Annotated in this window: 13 protein-coding genes; 3 read left to right on the top strand and 10 right to left on the bottom strand. The window is 59.9% G+C overall.

What is annotated here, in order from left to right; translation table 11 throughout:
- Positions 1 to 116 precede the first annotated feature (116 nt).
- The 3 genes from betA to betI form a co-directional block, all read right to left on the bottom strand.
- Entirely contained in the window at positions 117 to 1,820 is a 1,704-nt protein-coding gene (gene betA / locus L8H52_RS26705; protein WP_242209553.1) for a choline dehydrogenase, read from the bottom strand.
- Between the two features lie 153 nt (positions 1,821 to 1,973).
- Entirely contained in the window at positions 1,974 to 3,446 is a 1,473-nt protein-coding gene (gene betB / locus L8H52_RS26700) for a betaine-aldehyde dehydrogenase (protein ID WP_123376206.1), read from the bottom strand.
- Between the two features lie 88 nt (positions 3,447 to 3,534).
- Positions 3,535 to 4,128: a transcriptional regulator BetI gene (gene betI / locus L8H52_RS26695; protein WP_034153602.1), complete on the bottom strand. Its 594-nt coding sequence runs from the start codon at positions 4,126 to 4,128 to the stop codon at positions 3,535 to 3,537.
- Between the two features lie 429 nt (positions 4,129 to 4,557).
- Between betI and betT the strand changes: the two genes are divergently transcribed.
- A complete protein-coding gene (gene betT, locus L8H52_RS26690; protein WP_277930564.1) occupies positions 4,558 to 6,555 on the top strand; it encodes a choline BCCT transporter BetT in 1,998 nt (665 codons plus the stop codon).
- Between the two features lie 350 nt (positions 6,556 to 6,905).
- Here the strand turns inward: betT and choV are convergent, their stop codons facing one another.
- From choV to L8H52_RS26675, 3 genes are all read right to left on the bottom strand, one after another.
- Positions 6,906 to 8,084, bottom strand: coding sequence for a choline ABC transporter ATP-binding protein (gene choV, locus L8H52_RS26685; protein WP_064119193.1), 1,179 nt, complete (start codon positions 8,082 to 8,084; stop codon positions 6,906 to 6,908).
- Positions 8,081 to 8,926, bottom strand: coding sequence for a choline ABC transporter permease subunit (choW, locus tag L8H52_RS26680; RefSeq protein WP_007962645.1), 846 nt, complete (start codon positions 8,924 to 8,926; stop codon positions 8,081 to 8,083). Before choW ends, choV begins: the two co-directional genes overlap by 4 nt.
- Positions 8,927 to 8,992: 66 nt before the next feature.
- Entirely contained in the window at positions 8,993 to 9,937 is a 945-nt protein-coding gene (locus tag L8H52_RS26675) for a choline ABC transporter substrate-binding protein (protein WP_242209552.1), read from the bottom strand.
- Positions 9,938 to 10,374: 437 nt separating this feature from the next.
- Between L8H52_RS26675 and L8H52_RS26670 the strand changes: the two genes are divergently transcribed.
- Positions 10,375 to 11,751, top strand: coding sequence for an L-serine ammonia-lyase (locus tag L8H52_RS26670; RefSeq protein WP_242209551.1), 1,377 nt, complete (start codon positions 10,375 to 10,377; stop codon positions 11,749 to 11,751).
- 548 nt (positions 11,752 to 12,299) lie between these two features.
- A complete protein-coding gene (locus L8H52_RS26665; RefSeq protein WP_007949927.1) occupies positions 12,300 to 13,403 on the top strand; it encodes a GlxA family transcriptional regulator in 1,104 nt (367 codons plus the stop codon).
- A 159-nt stretch (positions 13,404 to 13,562) separates the two neighbouring features.
- On the opposite strand, the gene L8H52_RS26660 is transcribed toward L8H52_RS26665, so the two are convergent.
- The 4 genes from L8H52_RS26660 to L8H52_RS26645 form a co-directional block, all read right to left on the bottom strand.
- Positions 13,563 to 13,826, bottom strand: a complete 264-nt coding sequence (locus L8H52_RS26660; RefSeq protein WP_007962640.1) for a hypothetical protein — start codon at positions 13,824 to 13,826, stop codon at positions 13,563 to 13,565.
- 384 nt (positions 13,827 to 14,210) lie between these two features.
- Complete coding sequence (locus L8H52_RS26655; RefSeq protein WP_242209550.1) at positions 14,211 to 15,374, bottom strand: gamma-butyrobetaine dioxygenase; 1,164 nt, start codon at positions 15,372 to 15,374, stop codon at positions 14,211 to 14,213.
- 24 nt (positions 15,375 to 15,398) lie between these two features.
- Positions 15,399 to 15,875 carry a thioesterase family protein gene (locus tag L8H52_RS26650; RefSeq protein WP_242209549.1) on the bottom strand — a complete coding sequence of 159 codons (477 nt, stop codon included), beginning with the start codon at positions 15,873 to 15,875 and terminating at the stop codon, positions 15,399 to 15,401.
- 346 nt (positions 15,876 to 16,221) lie between these two features.
- Positions 16,222 to 17,187 (bottom strand): L-carnitine dehydrogenase, encoded by a 966-nt coding sequence (locus tag L8H52_RS26645; protein ID WP_223027356.1) that lies wholly within the window; start codon positions 17,185 to 17,187, stop codon positions 16,222 to 16,224.
- Positions 17,188 to 17,318 lie beyond the last annotated feature (131 nt).

Below are 17,318 nucleotides of genomic sequence, written 5' to 3'. Positions count from 1 at the left end.
GAGATCGTTCCCACGCTCTGCGTGGGAACGCCGCCATGGACGCTCTGCGTCCGCTGTGTGACGCGGAGCGTCACCGGATGCATTCCCACGCGGAGCGTGGGAACGATCACTTCCGGCTACTGAGCAACCGGGGTGATATCACGCATCGGCTTGCCCTTCACCGGCGCATCGCCCGCAACGTAGTACGGCGCGGTGCTACGCGGCAGCGGCTGACGGCCACGGATCTTGTCGGCGATTTTCTCGGCGATCATGATCGTCGGCGCGTTCAGGTTGCCGGTGGTGATGATCGGCATGATCGAGGCATCGACCACGCGCAGGCTCTGCATGCCGTGCACGCGACCTTCGCCATCCACCACAGCCATTTCGTCGGTGCCCATCTTGCACGAGCAGGACGGGTGGAACGCGGTTTCGGCGTGCTCGCGGATGAACTTGTCCAGCTGCTCATCGGTTTGCACTTCGATGCCCGGGCTGATTTCGCGACCACGGAAAGCGTCCAGCGCCGGCTGTTGCATGATTTCACGGGTCAGGCGGATGCCGTCGCGGAATTCCTGCCAGTCCTGCTCGGTGGCCATGTAGTTGAACAGGATGCTCGGGTGCTGGCGCGGGTCTTTCGACTTGGCCTGGATGCGACCACGGCTTGGCGAGCGCATGGAACCCATGTGCGCCTGGAAACCGTGCTCTTTCACACCGTTGCTGCCGTTGTAGTTAATCGCCACCGGCAGGAAGTGGTACTGGATGTTCGGCCATTCGAATTCCGGACGCGAACGGATGAAACCGCCGGCTTCGAACTGATTGCTGGCGCCGATGCCGGTGCCGTTGAACAGCCACTCGGCACCAATGGCCGGCTGGTTGTACCAGAGCAGCGACGGGTACAGCGAAACTGGTTGGGTGCAGGCGTATTGCAGGTACAGCTCAAGGTGATCCTGCAGGTTTTCACCGACGCCCGGCAGGTCGTGGACGACCGGGATGTCGAGCGACTTCAGCAGTTTGGCAGGGCCGACACCGGAGCGCTGCAGAATCTGCGGCGAAGCGATGGCGCCGGAGCACAGCAGCACTTCTTTGCGCGCTTTGACTTCAACGCGCTCTTCAGCGTCGCCGACCAGGTAACGCACGCCAACGGCACGCTTGCCTTCGAACAGGATCTTGTCGGTCAGGGCGTGGGTGACGATGGTCAGGGTCGAGCGCTTCTTGGCGACGTCGAGATAACCACGGGCGGTGGAAGCACGACGGCCGTTCGGCGTTACCGTGCGGTCCATCGGGCCGAAGCCTTCCTGCTGGTAACCGTTGAGGTCTTCGGTGCGCGGGTAACCGGCTTGTACGCCAGCTTCAACCATGGCGTGGAACAGCGGGTTGTTGCCCGCCTTCGGCGTGGTCACGCTGACCGGGCCTTCGCCGCCGTGGTAGTCGTTCGGGCCGATGTCGCGGGTTTCGGCTTTGCGGAAGTACGGCAGGCAGTCGAGGTACGACCAGTTTTCCAGGCCCGGCAGTTTCGCCCAGCCGTCGTAGTCCATCGCGTTACCGCGGATGTAGCACATGCCGTTGATCAGCGACGAACCGCCGAGGCCTTTGCCACGACCGCATTCCATCCGGCGACCGTCCATGTGTGGCTCGGCGTCGGTTTCGTAAGCCCAGTTGTAGCGACGACCTTGCAGCGGGAATGCCAGTGCAGCCGGCATTTGCGTGCGGAAGTCGAAACGGTAGTCCGGGCCGCCTGCTTCGAGCAGCAGAACGGTGACGCCGGCGTCTTCAGTCAGACGGGTCGCCAGGGTGTTACCGGCCGAGCCGGCACCGATGATGATGTAATCGAATTCTTGGGACATTGAATGCACCCTCTTTAGATGTGGTCAGGTCGGGCCTGACGAGTGCTTTGCACTCGATTCGCAAGTAGGCTCGCTCCCACATTGGAATGGGATCTCCTGTGGGAGCGAGCTTGCTCGCGAAGACGGCCTCACGAGCAATACAAGACTCGGGTCTTAGAACACCGAGACGTAATCGCCCAGCTCGACCTGTACCGATTTGATGCGGGTGAAGTTGTTCAGCGAGCTGATGCCGTTTTCACGGCCAACACCCGACTGCTTGTAACCGCCGACCGGCATTTTTGCGTCGGACTCGCCCCAGGCGTTGATCCAGCAGATACCGGCTTCCAGTTGATGAATCACGCGGTGGGCGCGGTTCAGGTCTTTGGTGACGATACCGGCGGCCAGGCCGAAGTCGGTGTCGTTGGCGCGGCGGATCACTTCTTCTTCGGTTTCGTAGGAGAGGATCGCCATCACTGGGCCAAAGATTTCTTCACGAACGATGGTCATGTCGTCGGTGCAGTCGGTGAACACGGTCGGCGCGACGAATGCGCCTTTGGCGAATTCGCCGTCGGTCAGACGCTCGCCGCCGCACAGGACACGGGCGCCTTGTTCTTTGCCTTTGGCGATGTAGCCGAGCACGCTTTCCATGTGCGCGAAGCTGACCAGCGGGCCGAAGTTGGTGTTTTCGTCTTCCGGGTTGCCAACGCGGATGCGCGCAACGCGTTCAACGATCTTGGCTTCGAAAGCGGCTTTCAGGTGCGCCGGAACGAACACGCGAGTGCCGTTGGTGCAGACCTGACCGGAGCTGTAGAAGTTGGCCATCATCGCGGTGTCGGCAGCGCGATCGAGGTCGGCGTCGTCGCAGATGATCAGCGGGGATTTGCCGCCCAGTTCCATGGTCACGTCTTTCAGCGACGAAGCCGAAGCGCTGGCCATGACTTTCTTGCCAGTGTCGGTGCCGCCGGTGAAGGAGATTTTTTCGATGCGCGGGTGCTCGGTCAGCCAAGTGCCGACTTCACGGCCGCTGCCGGTCAGTACGTTGAACACGCCATTTGGAACGCCGGCTTCGGTGTAGATCTCGGCCAGTTTCAGGGTGGTCAGCGAGGTCACTTCGCTTGGCTTGAAGATCATCGCGTTACCGGCAGCCAAGGCTGGCGCGGATTTCCACAGGGCGATCTGGATCGGGTAGTTCCACGCGCCGATACCGGCGACCACGCCCAGCGGCTCGCGACGGGTGTAGACGAAAGAAGTGTCACGCAGCGGGATCTGCTCGCCTTCGATGGCGGGTACCAGGCCTGCGTAGTATTCCAGTACGTCAGCGCCGGTAACGATGTCGACGTACTTGGTTTCGGAGAAGGATTTACCGGTGTCCAGGGTTTCCAGCGCGGCCAGTTCATCGTTGCGCTCGCGCAGGATGTCGACGGCGCGACGCAGGATGCGCGAACGCTCCATGGCGGTCATCGCGGCCCAGATTTTCTGGCCCTTTTCAGCGCTGACCACGGCGCGCTCGACGTCTTCCTTGGTCGCACGTTGCACCAGTGCGAGGACTTCACCGTTAGCCGGGTTGATGGCTTCGAAGGTGGCATCGCTGCCGGCGTCGGAGTACGCGCCATCGATGTAAAGTTTTTGCAGTTCGAAACGGGCCATAGTGTCCTCGCAAGTGCATTGGTGGTTGGCGTTGACCACCGCGGTGAGGCTGCGGTGGCGTTCAGGGGCCGAGCGTTTTCTGTGTGCTCTAGCTCACCTTCTTGGCCAATTGGAAATCCATGTATTCGTAAGCGATCTGTTGCGCCTGCGCCGTGTCGAAAGCGTCTCCCGACAAAGCGCCGCGCAACCACAAGCCGTCGATCAACGCTGCCAGGCCACGCGCGGCGGTGCGCGCATCTTCGAGCGGCAACACACGGCGGAACTCGCAGCACAGGTTGGAATACAGACGGTGATCGTTGATCCGCTGCAACCTGTGCAAAGACGGCTGGTGCATGCTGGTGGCCCAGAAGGCCAGCCAGGTTTTCATTGCCGGGCCATTGACCTGGCTGGCGTCGAAGTTGCCTTCGATGATCACCTGCAGATGCGCCCGTGGGCTGTCATCTGCCAGCGCCTGACGGCGCGCGGTGACGCTCTCGCTGAGGGCTGTCATCAGATACCGCATCGTGGCGGCAATCAGGCCGTTCTTGTCCTGAAAGTAATGACTGATGATGCCATTCGAGACACCGGCCAAACGGGCGATCAGCGCAATGCTGGCGTCCCCCATTCCGACCTGATCGACCGCCTGCAATGTGGCTTCGATCAGTTGTTGGCGGCGGATGGGTTGCATACCGACCTTGGGCATCTTGCACATCTCCTTAGGCCTTCCGAGCGGCGAATCACGCCTATCGGATTGACGGCCAGTCTATTTTGTTTTGATTGAACGTTCAATCAACAAAGAATAAGATCTGCGACAAATCGTCGCTGCCTACAGATTTTTCCTACGTGTAAGTGGCGATAAAACCGACATCCGAAACAGCTCGAAACCTGCGTGGGGCATGGCGCGGTTCGCGATTCGATGGACGTGTTGAAAGGGCAAGACGCTCAGGGCCAGGTTTCGGATGAACGTCCGTCCACCTTCGGCCACGAAAGCGATTCGCAGCGCCATTTCAGCAGGTTCGGGCATTTTTCGGGGTGTCTTTATATCACCCGCCGGTCGGCTGCCAACTAACCGATTGGTCGGGTTCCGTGTTGCCTTGTGTTCTTCTCTCGCACTGCCTGGAGCATTTGTGCCATGAGTTCTGCCTCGCTAATAAAGACCCCGCCCGAGAAGGTGACGGTCAACGGTTGGGTGTTTTACACCTCTACCGCGCTGATTCTGTTGTTGACCGCCATTCTGATTATCGCCCCGCAAGAGGCCGGCAGATTGTTGGGTATCGCTCAGGCCTGGTTGTCGCGCAGCTTCGGCTGGTACTACATGGTGGTGATCGCCGCCTACCTGGTGTTTGTGGTGGGCCTGGCGTTTTCCTCGTACGGCAAACTCAAACTGGGCAGCAAGGATGACACCCCGGATTTCAGTTACGGCGCCTGGGCGGGGATGCTGTTCTCGTCGGGTATCGGTATTTCGCTGCTGTACTTCGGCGCGTCCGAGCCACTGGATCACTATTTCAATCCGCCGGAAGGCGCATCGGCCAGCAACCTGGCCGCGCGTCAGGCAGTACAGCTGACGTTCCTGCATTGGGGCCTGCACGGCTGGGCGATCTACGCACTGGTCGGTCTGGCCGTGGCGTACTTTGCCTACCGTCATAATCAGCCGCTGGCGCTGCGTTCGGCGCTGTATCCGCTGGTGGGTGAGCGTTGGGTCAAGGGCGCGGCCGGTCACGCGGTGGACGGCTTCGGCATGTTCGTGACGCTGCTGGGTCTGGTGACGAACCTGGGGATCGGTTCGCTGCAAGTGTCGTCGGGCCTGGAAAACCTGTTCGGCATGGGACACAGCAACACCAACCTGTTGATCGTGATCATCGTGATGAGCACCGTGGCGACCATCGCTGCCGTGTCCGGCGTGGAAAACGGCATCCGTCGTCTGTCCAACCTGAACATCGTGTTGTTCAGTGGTCTGTTGATTTTCGTGCTGTTGTTTGGCCCGACGTTGCACCTGCTCAACGGCTTCGTGCAGAACATCGGTGATTACCTCAATGGCATCGTGCTGAAAACCTTCGACCTTTATGTGTACGAAGGCGACAACGCCAAGTCCGAGCGCTGGATGGGCCTGTGGACTCTGTTCTATTGGGCGTGGTGGATTTCCTGGGCCCCGTTCGTAGGCATGTTCATCGCGCGTATTTCCCGTGGTCGTACCGTGCGTGAACTGGTCGCCGGCGTGCTGTTGATTCCGCTGGGCTTTACCCTGGCTTGGCTGTCGATCTTCGGTAACTCGGCACTGGACCTGGTGATGAACCATGGCGCGGTGGAGCTCGGCAAGACGGCGCTGGAACAGCCGTCGATGGCGATCTATCAATTGCTCGAGCACTACCCGGCGTCGAAAGTCGTCATCGGCGTGTCGATCTTTGTCGGCTTCGTGCTGTTTCTGACCCCGGCCGACTCCGGCGCGGTGATGATGGCGAATCTGTCCTGCAAGGGCGGTAACGTCGACGAAGATGCGCCGCACTGGCTGCGGATCTTCTGGTCGGTGGTGATCACCCTGGTGACCATCGGTCTGTTGTTTGCCGGTAACTTCGAAGCCATGCAAACCATGGTGGTGCTGGCCGGTCTGCCGTTCTCGGTGGTGCTGGTGTTCTTCATGTTCGGCCTGCACAAGGCGATGCGCCAGGACGTGCAAATCGAACAGGAGCAAGCGCAACTGGCTGAACGCGGTCGTCGCGGTTTCAGCGAGCGTCTGACGCAACTGGATCTGCAACCGAGCCAATCGGTAGTGCAGCGCTTTATGGACAAGCAGGTCAGCCCGGCGCTGGAAGATGCCACCGCGCAGATGCGTGCGCAGGGTCTGGAAGTGCAGACGCTGTTGGGTAAATCCAAGCGTTGCATGGGCGTGCGCGTCGAGATGGAAGAGGGCAACCCTTTCGTTTACGAAGTGAGCCTTGACGGCTATCTGGCGACCCCGACCGAATCGGCCCAGTCCGATGAAGCGCGCCAGCGTTACTACCGCGCCGAGGTGTATCTGCACAACGGCAGCCAGGATTACGACCTGATGGGCTTCACGCAGGATCAGATCACGCGGGATGTGCTCGATCAGTTTGAAAGCCATCGGCAGCTCCTTGGCCGGGTGTATAGCTAAAGTCAAAAGCCCCCTCACCCCAGCCCTCTCCCCAAGGGAGAGGGGGAAAGGGAGCAGATCGGGGGCTTTTCAAGACCTGAGTTCGACTCGATATTTCAATGCCAGTCAAAAGCTCCCTCACCCCAACCCTCTCCCGGAGGGAGAGGGAGCTGACCGGGGTGTCTGGCGTTGTACATCGACCTGAAAGATCGAGTCGATTATGGATTCGGTGAAGCAAGATCAGGTCGGTGTAGATCTGCAGCATCCCCCGGTCAGTCCCCTCTCCCTCTGGGAGAGGGCTAGGGTGAGGGGCTTATCCCTGACCCAACAAAAAAGGGATCGCTCACTGCGATCCCTTTTTTTATCCCGCTTTAACCGAGGTTCTTGCCCAGCAACGCGTGATACAGCTCACTGTCGCCCAGGATCCCCACCACATGATTGTCATCGTGCAGCACCAGCTTGTTGCCGGTCTGATAACGAATCTGCAGCGCATCACGCATACCGATGTTCGAATCCACCAGCGTCGGTTTGCGTTCCAGGCCTTCCACCGCTTGCCCCGGTGCCCAGTTCTGCAGGTTCAGCACCGAACCATTCTGCCGCGCGCCTTTGATGGTGTTGCCTTCGGCCAGGTCCAGCCACGAATCGCCGCCCGGATCGAGGCATACCGAGCCGTTGATGCGTTTGCACTTGTCCAGCGTGCGCATCAGGCTGCGACCGCAGAGCACATTGAGCGGGTTGGTGTGCGCCACGAAAGTGCGCACATAGTCGTCCGCCGGGTTCAGCACGATCTCTTCCGGCACGCTGTACTGGATGATCCGGCCGTCCTTCATGATCGCGATGCGGCTGCCCAGTTTGAGCGCCTCATCAAGGTCGTGACTCACAAACACGATGGTCTTGTTCAGCTTGCGTTGCAGCTCCAGCAGTTCATCCTGCAGACCCTGACGGATCAGCGGGTCGAGGGCCGAGAACGGTTCGTCCATCAATAGTATGTCGGCGTCCATCGCCAGCGCCCGCGCCAGACCGACACGCTGCTGCATGCCGCCGGAGAGTTCATCAGGCTTCTTGTTGCGCCATTGGGTCAGGCCGACCAGTTCGAGTTTCTCGTCGACGAGCTTCTTGCGTTCCTTCTCCGGGCGACCCTGCATTTCCAGACCGAAACTGATGTTCTCGCGCACCGTCAGCCACGGCATCAGGGCGAATTTCTGAAAGACCATGGCGATGCGTTTGGTGCGCATCATTTTCAGCTCGGCCGGGGTGCAGGAAGCGATGTCGATCTGGCGGTTTTCATGCTCGACGAACAGCTTGCCGCGACTCACGGTGTTGAGGCCGTTGATGCAGCGCAGCAGGCTCGACTTGCCGGAGCCGGACAGGCCCATCAGCACGCAGATCTCGCCTTTGTTGATGTCCAGCGTGGCTTTTTCCACGCCGACAATCTGTCCGGTCTTCTTCAGGATCTCGTTGCGGGTCATGCCCTGATCCAGCAGCTTGAGCGCCTCGCGCGGATCTTTGGAGAAGATTACGTCGACGTCTTCGAAGCGAATTATGCTCATGCGTCACCCCCTACTTTAGCGTCGGGTTGTTTGCAGATACGGTCGAGCATGATCGCCAGCAGTACGATCGCCAGGCCCGCTTCGAAGCCCAGGGCGATATCAGCAGTGTTCAGTGCGTTGACCACCGGTTTGCCGAGTCCGTCGGCGCCCACCAGTGCCGCGATCACCACCATCGACAATGACAGCATGATGCACTGGGTGATGCCGGCCGCGATGCTCGGCATGGCGTGAGGCAGTTCGATCCGTGAGAGCAATTGGCGACGCGAGCAGCCGAAGGCCTTGCCGGCGTCCATCAGTTCTTGCGGGACATCGCGGATGCCCAGGTAGGTCAGGCGGATCGGCGCAGCGATGGCGAACACCACCGTGGAGATCAGGCCCGGCACCACACCCAGCCCGAAGAGGGTCAGGGTAGGAATGAGGTAAACGAAGGTCGGTACGGTCTGCATCAGATCGAGTACCGGACGCATTAACGTGTAGAACATCGGTTTGTGCGCGGCGACGATGCCCAACGGCACGCCGATGACCACGCAGACCAGGGTCGCGAACATGACCTGGGCGAGGGTTTCCATGGTTTCCTGCCAGTACCCCAGATTGAGGATCAGCAGGAAGGAGGCGATGACGAAAACGGTCAATCCCCATTTGCGCTGGATGAAATGCGCGAGCAGGGCGATGAGGCCGATCAAGACAAAAGGGTTGAACCAGGTGAGCGCAAACGTCACGCCGTGGATCATCGTTTCCAGGGTCACGGCGATTGCGTCGAAAGTGCTGGCGCCGTGTTGCGTCAACCATTCAACGAAGCCCGCGATGTACTGGCCCAGAGGTATTTTCTGATCAATCAGCATGGTAGTGAACGTCCGCATGCAAGGAAATAAACAGCCCGGGCGGGCGAGCCCACCCGGCATAAGCGATTACTGAAGCTTGGCTTTCACGGCCTCCAGGCCAGGTTTACCGTCAATGGTGGTCACGCCAGCGAGCCAGGTATCGAGCACTTGTGGATTCTTTTTCAGCCAGGCCTTGGCGGCCGCATCAGGCTTCATTTTGTCGTCGAGGATGTTGCCCATCAGTTCGCTTTCCATGTCGACGTTGAACTCCAGGTTCTTCAGCAACTGACCGACGTTGCTGCATTCCTCGGAGTAACCCTTGCGGGTGTTGGTCGCCACGGTCGCCGCACCGAAGTCGGGGCCGAAGAAATCATCGCCACCGGTCAGGTATTGAATCTTGAAGCGCTTGTTCATCGGGTGCGGCGCCCAGCCGAGGAAGACCACGGCGGTGTCGCGTTTCTGCGCGCGGTCGACCTGCGAGAGCATGCCCGCTTCCGATGATTCGACGACTTTGAAACCGGCGGTCTTCAGGCCGAAGGCGTCCTTGTCGATCATGCTCTGGATCAGACGGTTGCCGTCGTTGCCAGGCTCGATGCCGTAGATCTTGCCGTCGAGTTCTTTCTTGAATTTGGCGATGTCGGCGAAGTCATGCAGACCTTTGTCATACAGGGCTTGCGGCACGGCGAGGGTGTACTTGGCGCCCTTAAGGTTGGTGCGCACGGTTTCCACGGTGCCGGCATCGCGATAGGCCTTGATGTCGTTTTCCATGGTCGGCATCCAGTTGCCGAGGAACACGTCCATGTTCTTGCCGTCGGCCAGCGACTTGTAGGTCACGGGCACGGAGATCATGGTGGTCTTGGTCTTGTAGCCGAGGGCGTTGAGGACAACGGAGGTGGTGGCGGTGGTGGCGGTGATGTCGGTCCAGCCGACATCGGAGAAGTTAACGGTACTGCATTGCGCCGGTTCTGCAGCTTGCGCCAGTAACGGCAGACTCAGCATGGCGGCCAACAACAACGACGGGGAACCTTTCATGGATGGACTCCTTGGTGTTTTTTTTGGCAGTGTTCCGACTGTGGACCACCGCACTTATAGGTTGCGGTTGGATGGCGTTCTGGAGACAGCTCTGTCACGGCGCCTTGCAATCGAGTCATACCGATCATGTACCAGTGAAAATCTGACGCCTACAGGGGGGGTCGTATCCAGTACAGGGATGGTCGCATCCAGTGTCAGTGACGTCGTTTACAGCTTTTTTCTGCCCCGAATGGCCATCTGAACCGCACAAAAACGGCGAAAAACCGGGACGAAAACGGCGCGGCGCTGGTGGACATGAGTGCGTCGGTGTCAGACGCCGTGCGCTCCGGCAAAAGCCTGATGATGCGGGCATTCCGGCGGATCGCAGCTTGAGCGTAGCAGCTCCGCCAGCGGGCGCTTTTGCGTTCCGGACCGGCATCCTCAGGAGCTCTGCAGCAATGGCTATCAGCGTTTTCGACCTGTTCAAAATCGGCATCGGCCCTTCCAGTTCCCACACCGTCGGGCCGATGCGCGCGGCGGCGTTGTTCGTCGAGTCGTTAAGGGGCAAGCATCAACTGGAACAGGTGCGGCGGATCGAAGTGCAGCTGTACGGTTCGCTGTCGGCCACCGGTATCGGTCACGGCAGCGACAACGCGGTGATCATGGGCTTGATGGGCGAGTGGCCAGACGCAATCGACCCGGCGCAGATCGGTCCGCGCATTCAGGCTCTGCGTGAAACTCACACCCTTTTATTGGATGGTCGTCTGGCGGTGCCGTTCGTCTGGGCGCGGGACATGCGCCTGATCGACGAGAACCTGCCGTTCCATCCCAATGCCATGACGATTGTTGCCGAGGGCGATCACGGTGAACTGCATCGCGACACCTACTATTCAGTGGGTGGCGGTTTTGTCGTCGATCAAGCGCAGGCGTCCAGTGGCGTGGTCGATCTGGATCGCACTGAATTGCCTTATGACTTTTCCAGCGCGGTTGAATTGCTGGAGCTGTGCAAGCGGAACAATCTGCGCGTCGCTGAATTGATGATGGCCAACGAAAAGGTCTGGCGCAGTGAAGAAGAAATCCGTGCCGGCCTGATGAAACTGTGGCGGGCGATGCAGGATTGCGTCGAGCAGGGCCTCAAGCACGAAGGCATCCTGCCAGGCGGTTTGAATGTGCGGCGACGTGCGGCGAAGTTGCACCGCAGTCTTCAGGAACTGGGCAAGCCCAATGTGATCGGCTCGACGCTCAGCGCGATGGAGTGGGTCAACCTGTTTGCGCTGGCGGTTAATGAAGAGAATGCGGCCGGCGGGCGCATGGTCACGGCGCCGACCAATGGCGCGGCGGGGATTATTCCGGCAGTGCTGCACTACTTTATGAAGTTCAGCGAAGCGGTGACGGACGCCAACGTGGTCGACTACTTCCTCGGTGCAGCGGCGGTGGGGATTTTGTGCAAGAAGAATGCTTCGATCTCTGGCGCTGAAGTCGGCTGTCAGGGTGAGGTCGGTTCAGCGTGCGCGATGGCGGCGGCGGGGCTGACGGAGATTCTCGGCGCTACGCCGGAGCAGTTGTGCAACGCGGCGGAGATTGGCCTGGAACATAACCTCGGGCTGACCTGCGATCCGGTCGGTGGCCTGGTGCAAGTGCCGTGCATCGAGCGCAATGCGATTGCGGCGGTGAAAGCGATCAACGCGGCACAGATGGCGTTGCGCGGCGATGGTCAGCACTTTATCTCGCTGGATCGGGTGATCCGCACCATGCGCGACACCGGTGCCGACATGCATGACAAATATAAAGAGACCTCGCGTGGTGGATTGGCGGTCAGCGCGGTTGAGTGCTGAATCAGCAATACCGAGTTGAATTCTTCGCGAGCAGGCTCGCTCCCACAGTAGATCTCCAGTGAACACAAAATGTGTGAACGCCAGGTTCCAATGTGGGAGCGAGCCTGCTCGCGAAGGGGCAGACCAGTCAAAACTGCTCACCAAGTGAACACAGACAATAAATCACGCCACCTTTTAGCGCGTCGCAAACAGATAAGAGTCTTTCCCACCTGTTACATACGATCCGCGCCCCTACCGTCCGTCACCCGTGCTTGCGGTGACACTCGCCGCAAACTGCGCGCAGGCCAGTTCCCACAAGTGCTACCGATTTGCTCACACACCTCGGGGCAGGGCTTTATCAGCCGCTGATGGCACTTCGAAATACCTTTCGTCGGACCGCTCGTATAGACACGTCGCGACGTCGTTTTCAGGAGTTATTGAACGGCCATCCAATTTTAGGCATGGCAATTGCTCTGTCATAACAAAGCCCGTCTCCCACGCGAGAACGCTGGCAATAACAAGAGCCTCCGCCTGAGGCCATCACCCGCTTTGTGTGAGGAGATACCGCGATGACGTCGTTCAACTCCGGGGCCCAACCCCAGAACCGTGCGCCTCAATCCATCGGCTTTCTGCTGCTGGACAATTTCACGCTGATTTCTCTGGCATCCGCAGTAGAACCCCTGCGCATGGCCAACCAATTGTCCGGTCGCGAGCTGTATCGCTGGAGCACCCTCACCGTCGATGGCGGCCAGGTGTGGGCCAGTGACGGTCTGCAAATCACTCCAGACGCCTCCATGCACAAAGCCCCGCCACTGGACACCGTGATTGTCTGCGGCGGCATCGGTATTCAACGCACCGTGACCCGTGAACACGTTTCCTGGCTGCAAAGCCAGGCGCGCCAGTCCAAGCGCCTCGGCGCCGTGTGCACCGGTAGTTGGGCATTGGCCTGCGCTGGCCTGCTCGACGGTTTCGATTGCAGCGTGCACTGGGAATGTCTGGCGGCGATGCAGGAAGCCTTCCCGCGCGTGGCCATGAGTACACGTTTGTTCACCCTCGACCGTAACCGTTTCACCAGCTCCGGTGGCACCGCGCCGCTGGACATGATGCTGCACCTGATCAGCCGCGATCACGGCCGTGAACTGTCTGCCGCGATCTCGGAAATGTTCGTCTACGAACGCATTCGCAACGAACAGGACCACCAGCGCGTGCCGCTCAAGCACATGCTCGGCACCAACCAGCCGAAACTGCAGGAAATCGTCGCGCTGATGGAAGCCAACCTCGAAGAGCCGATCGACCTTGATGAGTTGGCGGTTTACGTCGCCGTGTCGCGTCGACAGCTGGAGCGGCTGTTCCAGAAATACCTGCACTGCTCGCCGTCGCGTTATTACTTGAAGCTGCGTCTGATCCGCGCCCGGCAACTGCTCAAGCAGACGCCGATGTCGATCATCGAAGTGGCGTCGGTGTGTGGATTCGTTTCCACGCCGCACTTCTCCAAGTGCTACCGCGAATACTTCGGCATTCCGCCGCGTGACGAGCGCGTAGGTTCCAACACCACCCAGCAAGTGGCGATGTTGCCACTGCCGCAGGCAATCGTGATGTCGCCGCTGTCGGGGCCGATGTCGGCGTTGAGTCAGGCGCGCAACGAGTCGACGTTTGCCAGCGTAAGGCTCTGATAAAGATCGTTCCCACGCTCTGCGTGGGAACGCAGCCTGGGACGCTCTGCGTCCCAAAAGGCCGAACGCGGAGCGTCCGTTGAGGCATTCCCACGCAGAGCGTGGGAACGATCATTGACGCAGACCCTGTGGGAGCGAGCCTGCTCGCGAATGGATTTATCAGGCGCTATGGCTTTGCTGGTAGTCCGCCAATGCCGGCAGTAATTGTTTGTCGATCGCCTGCCGCACCGCCGGCTGGATACTGGCGCCGCTGGTGTACATGTCCTTGACCATCTTGCGCAGTTCAAATGCGCGAACATTATCCAGCCCGCGCACCGCGCATTCGCAAGCCTGCTCGGCCGTTGAACCGCTCGGCACTTGAAAACCCAACGCCTTGAGCTGGCCCAACAAATCTTCCTGATCGATCAAATCGGCATACATCATGACGCGCATCCTTCTTCGGTAACGGAGGTCGTGGCTCGATTCTGGTAGCCCCGCCGGGGCACGGCAAGGGCGTTTTGTCTGCGTGGCTGCGACGACTATGAACAGGTCGTTTTCGGCTAACTCGCCGTTCCAGGGAGTGGGCACACTGAACTCAGCTTGCAACACGAAGGTTTGGTCACCCTCGCACGGCAGCTCCTCAACAGTAGCTTGAGCCCCGATCCAGTCACGGCTGGTATCGGGGCTTTTTTTGCCTGTGAGCCAGAGAATGGTGTGTTGCTGCTGATGCCTTCGCGAGCAGGCTCGCTCCCACAGGTGAACGCGTTCATTCAGGGGAATGCGATTAGATGTGGGAGCGAGCCTGCTCGCGAAGAACGATGACGCGGTCTAACGCTGTAGCACCAGAATCCGCGACAACAACTCATCCCGGTCGATATAGCAGCCTTGGAAGTGCCGCGCTCCGGTGGCCGGGTCGAATGCATTGCGCGCATGCAGCGTGCGGCGATTATCAAAGCACCACAGCTCACCGGGATTGAGCCGTTGCATCAGCCGAAACCGTGGCTCGCGCGTCATCGCGATAAACCGTCGATACGCCCGATATAACAACGGCATCTGCTCCACCGACGTATCAAATGCCCCACGCAAAAAGTTCGCCATGCGAGTTTCCGCCACACGCCCCAACGCATCCAAAGCAATGATCGGCGCCAGGCAGCGATAGTCGCTATGGCGATCCTTGTTGCGAAACTCCACGGGGATTTCGCACAGCGCCTTGAAGGCCTCGGGATCTTCCTGACGCAACGCATCGGCAATCGCAAAACCATCGACAAAAATGCTCTCGCCACCCTCTGCATCATTTACCAGGCAATGCAGAAATTGCAGCCCCGGTTGCAGCTCGCGAGTCGGCAGGTCGGTATGCAACGGCAAATTGAAAGCGGTGTAGGCATTGCTGTCGGCATCGGCCTTGGACTGCACGTTGAACAGCACGCCGAAGTTGCTTTCACGAATGAAGGAAATTCGTTGCGCGATGAGCTTCAGCGAACCGGGTTCAGTGGGTACGCCGCGCACTTGCGTCAGGCCGATGTCGCGCACGGCGAGCAGCCATTGCAGTAACGCGGCGTTGTCGTTCATCAGTGCCGCGTATTCGAACACCGGGAGTTGCAGATCGCTACGCCAAAGAAAGGGCTTGGGCTTGGCGGCCAGACGTTCGGCGCGGGATTCATCATCGTAGGCATGCGCGCGCAACCAGCCCGGATCGAAACGGCTGAGGTGGCCGTCCTGCCAGTCGACGCGCAGACAGCCATCGGTATCGATGTGCGCGGCTGTCGGTTTCAGATCCTCAGCGGCATCGACAATCTCGAATACCTGTTCACGGGTGACGTTGTAGACGCACTGCTGACACGGGCAGTTATCCCGCAACCAGACAGCGTGAAACGGGCTGACACGACCGTCAGCCCATTCAATGGCAACGCGATCCGCCAGGCTCTGCACGCCACTTAGCGCGCTGATCAACGGATAAGTACGGAAGTCGGCAACAGCGGCAGCGGTGTTCATGGCGGCTCCTTGCGATCGATGGATTTACCTTGCAGGTGGCAGCGCGATAACGCGGCCGATACAAGCGGGGGCGGGCAGGTCTTTCTGCTCGGCGACGATGGATTGCAGGCGGCTCAAGGTGTCTGCGCTGAACGGCGCCGAGCGCGGGCCGGCGAGGTCGACATGCAGGAGCATTTGTTCGTTGCCGGCCAGTTCCTGCTCATCACCGACCTTGTACAGGCTGTGATAGAGGTGCAGGCGTTTGCTGTCGTGGCCGATGATTTGCGTGCGCACTTCGACCTCGCTGTCGAGCTTCACTTCGTGCAGGTAGTTGAGGTGCAGCTCGAGGGTGAACAGCGAGTGGCCGCTGTCTTCGCGGTTGTTGCTGTCCATGCCGAGACGGTCCATCAGGGCGTCGGTTGCGTAGCTGAAAATCAGCAGGTAGAAGGCGTCGCGCAGGTGGCCGTTGTAGTCGACCCAGTCTGGGATGATTCTGGTTTGGTAGGTGGTCAGGTGTGACATGGTTTGGGTTCCGGCAGTGGGCGGGTCGTTAAGATCAAGAGCAACCCCCTCACCCCAGCCCTCTCCCCCAGGGGGAGAGGGGGAAAGGGAGCAGATCGGGGGCCTTTCAAAACTTGAGTTCGGCTCGGTGGTGCAAGTCGGCGTAACTCGAACAATCAACTCGGTCAGTCCCCTCTACCTCAGGGGGGAGAGGGGGAAAGGGGGAAAGGGAGCAGATCGGGGGCCTTTCAACACTTGAGTTCGGCTCGATAGATCAAGTCGGTGTAACTCGCATGAGCACCGCGGTCAGTCCCCTCTACCCCTGGGAGAGGGCTAGGGTGAGGGCTGCAATGTCACGGCAGACATATCACTCGCTGAACGCCATCCCATGCTTCTCCTTGGTGGTCTTCACCGCTTCAAGCACCGCCAACAAGCAATCATCACGATAGCGCTCCAGCGCCGAAATACTGTGACGGCCGAGCTGATCACTGGTGCCATCGACCACATCATCAATCAACTTTTCAGTCAGTTCCGGTGCCGGAAGATACGTCCACGGCAACTGCAACGCCGGGCCGAATTGCGACATGAAGTGGCGCATGCCCGCATCACCCCCAGCCAGCGTGTAAGTCAGGAACGTCCCCATGAACGACCAGCGCAGACCAGCGCCAAAACGGATCGCATCGTCGATCTCGCCAGTGGTCGCCACGCCGTCATTGACCAGGTGCAGCGCCTCACGCCACAGCGCTTCGAGCAAACGGTCGGCGATGAAGCCGGGCACTTCCTTGCGCACGTGCAACGGGCGCATGCCGAGAGATTCGTAGACTTTCATTGCCGCTTGCACGGCCTCGGGCGCGGTGTTTTTGCCACCGACAACTTCCACCAGCGGCAACAGATAAACCGGGTTGAACGGGTGGCCGACCACGCAACGCTCCGGGTGCGTCGAGCTCTCGTAAAACTCGCTCGGCAACAAGCCGGAAGTGCTTGAGCCGATCAACGCATTGGGCTTGGCCGCTGCACTGATTTTGCTGTGTAGATCGAGCTTCAACTCGAGACGTTCCGGGGCGCTTTCCTGAATAAAATCGGCATCGCGCACGCACTCCTCGATGGTCGCGACAAAGCGCAGACGATCCTGCGAAGCGCCCGGCGCCAGACCGTTTTTCTCCAGCGCGCCCCAGGCATTGGCCACGCGTTTGCGCAGCGCCGCTTCCGCGCCGGGGGCCGGGTCCCAGGCCACCACGTCGAGGCCATGGGCGAGGGCGCGGGCGACCCAACCGCTGCCGATGACACCGCTGCCCAGTGCGGCGAAGGTTTTGATTTCGGTGATAAAGCTCATTGGATTTTTCCTGAATTCGGCTCGAAAAAAATTGTGGGAGCGAGCCTGCTCGCGAATGCGGTGGCTCTGCTGCTGAAGATGCTTCGGATGTACCGGCCTCTTCGCGAGCAGGCTCGCTCCCACAGGGGGAA

Source organism: Pseudomonas sp. CROZ-RG-20F-R04-15 (genome assembly GCF_022662375.1).
Taxonomy (GTDB): Bacteria; Pseudomonadota; Gammaproteobacteria; order Pseudomonadales; family Pseudomonadaceae; genus Aquipseudomonas.
The sequence above is the reverse complement of the archived record's forward strand: the minus strand, read 5'-3'. Positions and strand labels throughout refer to the sequence as shown.

Coding starts and splice junctions, on each gene's coding strand:
- betA (WP_242209553.1), bottom strand. CDS start 1,820: ATGTCCCAAGAATTCGATTACATCATCATCGGTGCCGGCTCGGCCGGT.
- betB (WP_123376206.1), bottom strand. CDS start 3,446: ATGGCCCGTTTCGAACTGCAAAAACTTTACATCGATGGCGCGTACTCC.
- betI (WP_034153602.1), bottom strand. CDS start 4,128: ATGCCCAAGGTCGGTATGCAACCCATCCGCCGCCAACAACTGATCGAA.
- betT (WP_277930564.1), top strand. CDS start 4,558: ATGAGTTCTGCCTCGCTAATAAAGACCCCGCCCGAGAAGGTGACGGTC.
- choV (WP_064119193.1), bottom strand. CDS start 8,084: ATGAGCATAATTCGCTTCGAAGACGTCGACGTAATCTTCTCCAAAGAT.
- choW (WP_007962645.1), bottom strand. CDS start 8,926: ATGCTGATTGATCAGAAAATACCTCTGGGCCAGTACATCGCGGGCTTC.
- L8H52_RS26675 (WP_242209552.1), bottom strand. CDS start 9,937: ATGAAAGGTTCCCCGTCGTTGTTGTTGGCCGCCATGCTGAGTCTGCCG.
- L8H52_RS26670 (WP_242209551.1), top strand. CDS start 10,375: ATGGCTATCAGCGTTTTCGACCTGTTCAAAATCGGCATCGGCCCTTCC.
- L8H52_RS26665 (WP_007949927.1), top strand. CDS start 12,300: ATGACGTCGTTCAACTCCGGGGCCCAACCCCAGAACCGTGCGCCTCAA.
- L8H52_RS26660 (WP_007962640.1), bottom strand. CDS start 13,826: ATGATGTATGCCGATTTGATCGATCAGGAAGATTTGTTGGGCCAGCTC.
- L8H52_RS26655 (WP_242209550.1), bottom strand. CDS start 15,374: ATGAACACCGCTGCCGCTGTTGCCGACTTCCGTACTTATCCGTTGATC.
- L8H52_RS26650 (WP_242209549.1), bottom strand. CDS start 15,875: ATGTCACACCTGACCACCTACCAAACCAGAATCATCCCAGACTGGGTC.
- L8H52_RS26645 (WP_223027356.1), bottom strand. CDS start 17,187: ATGAGCTTTATCACCGAAATCAAAACCTTCGCCGCACTGGGCAGCGGT.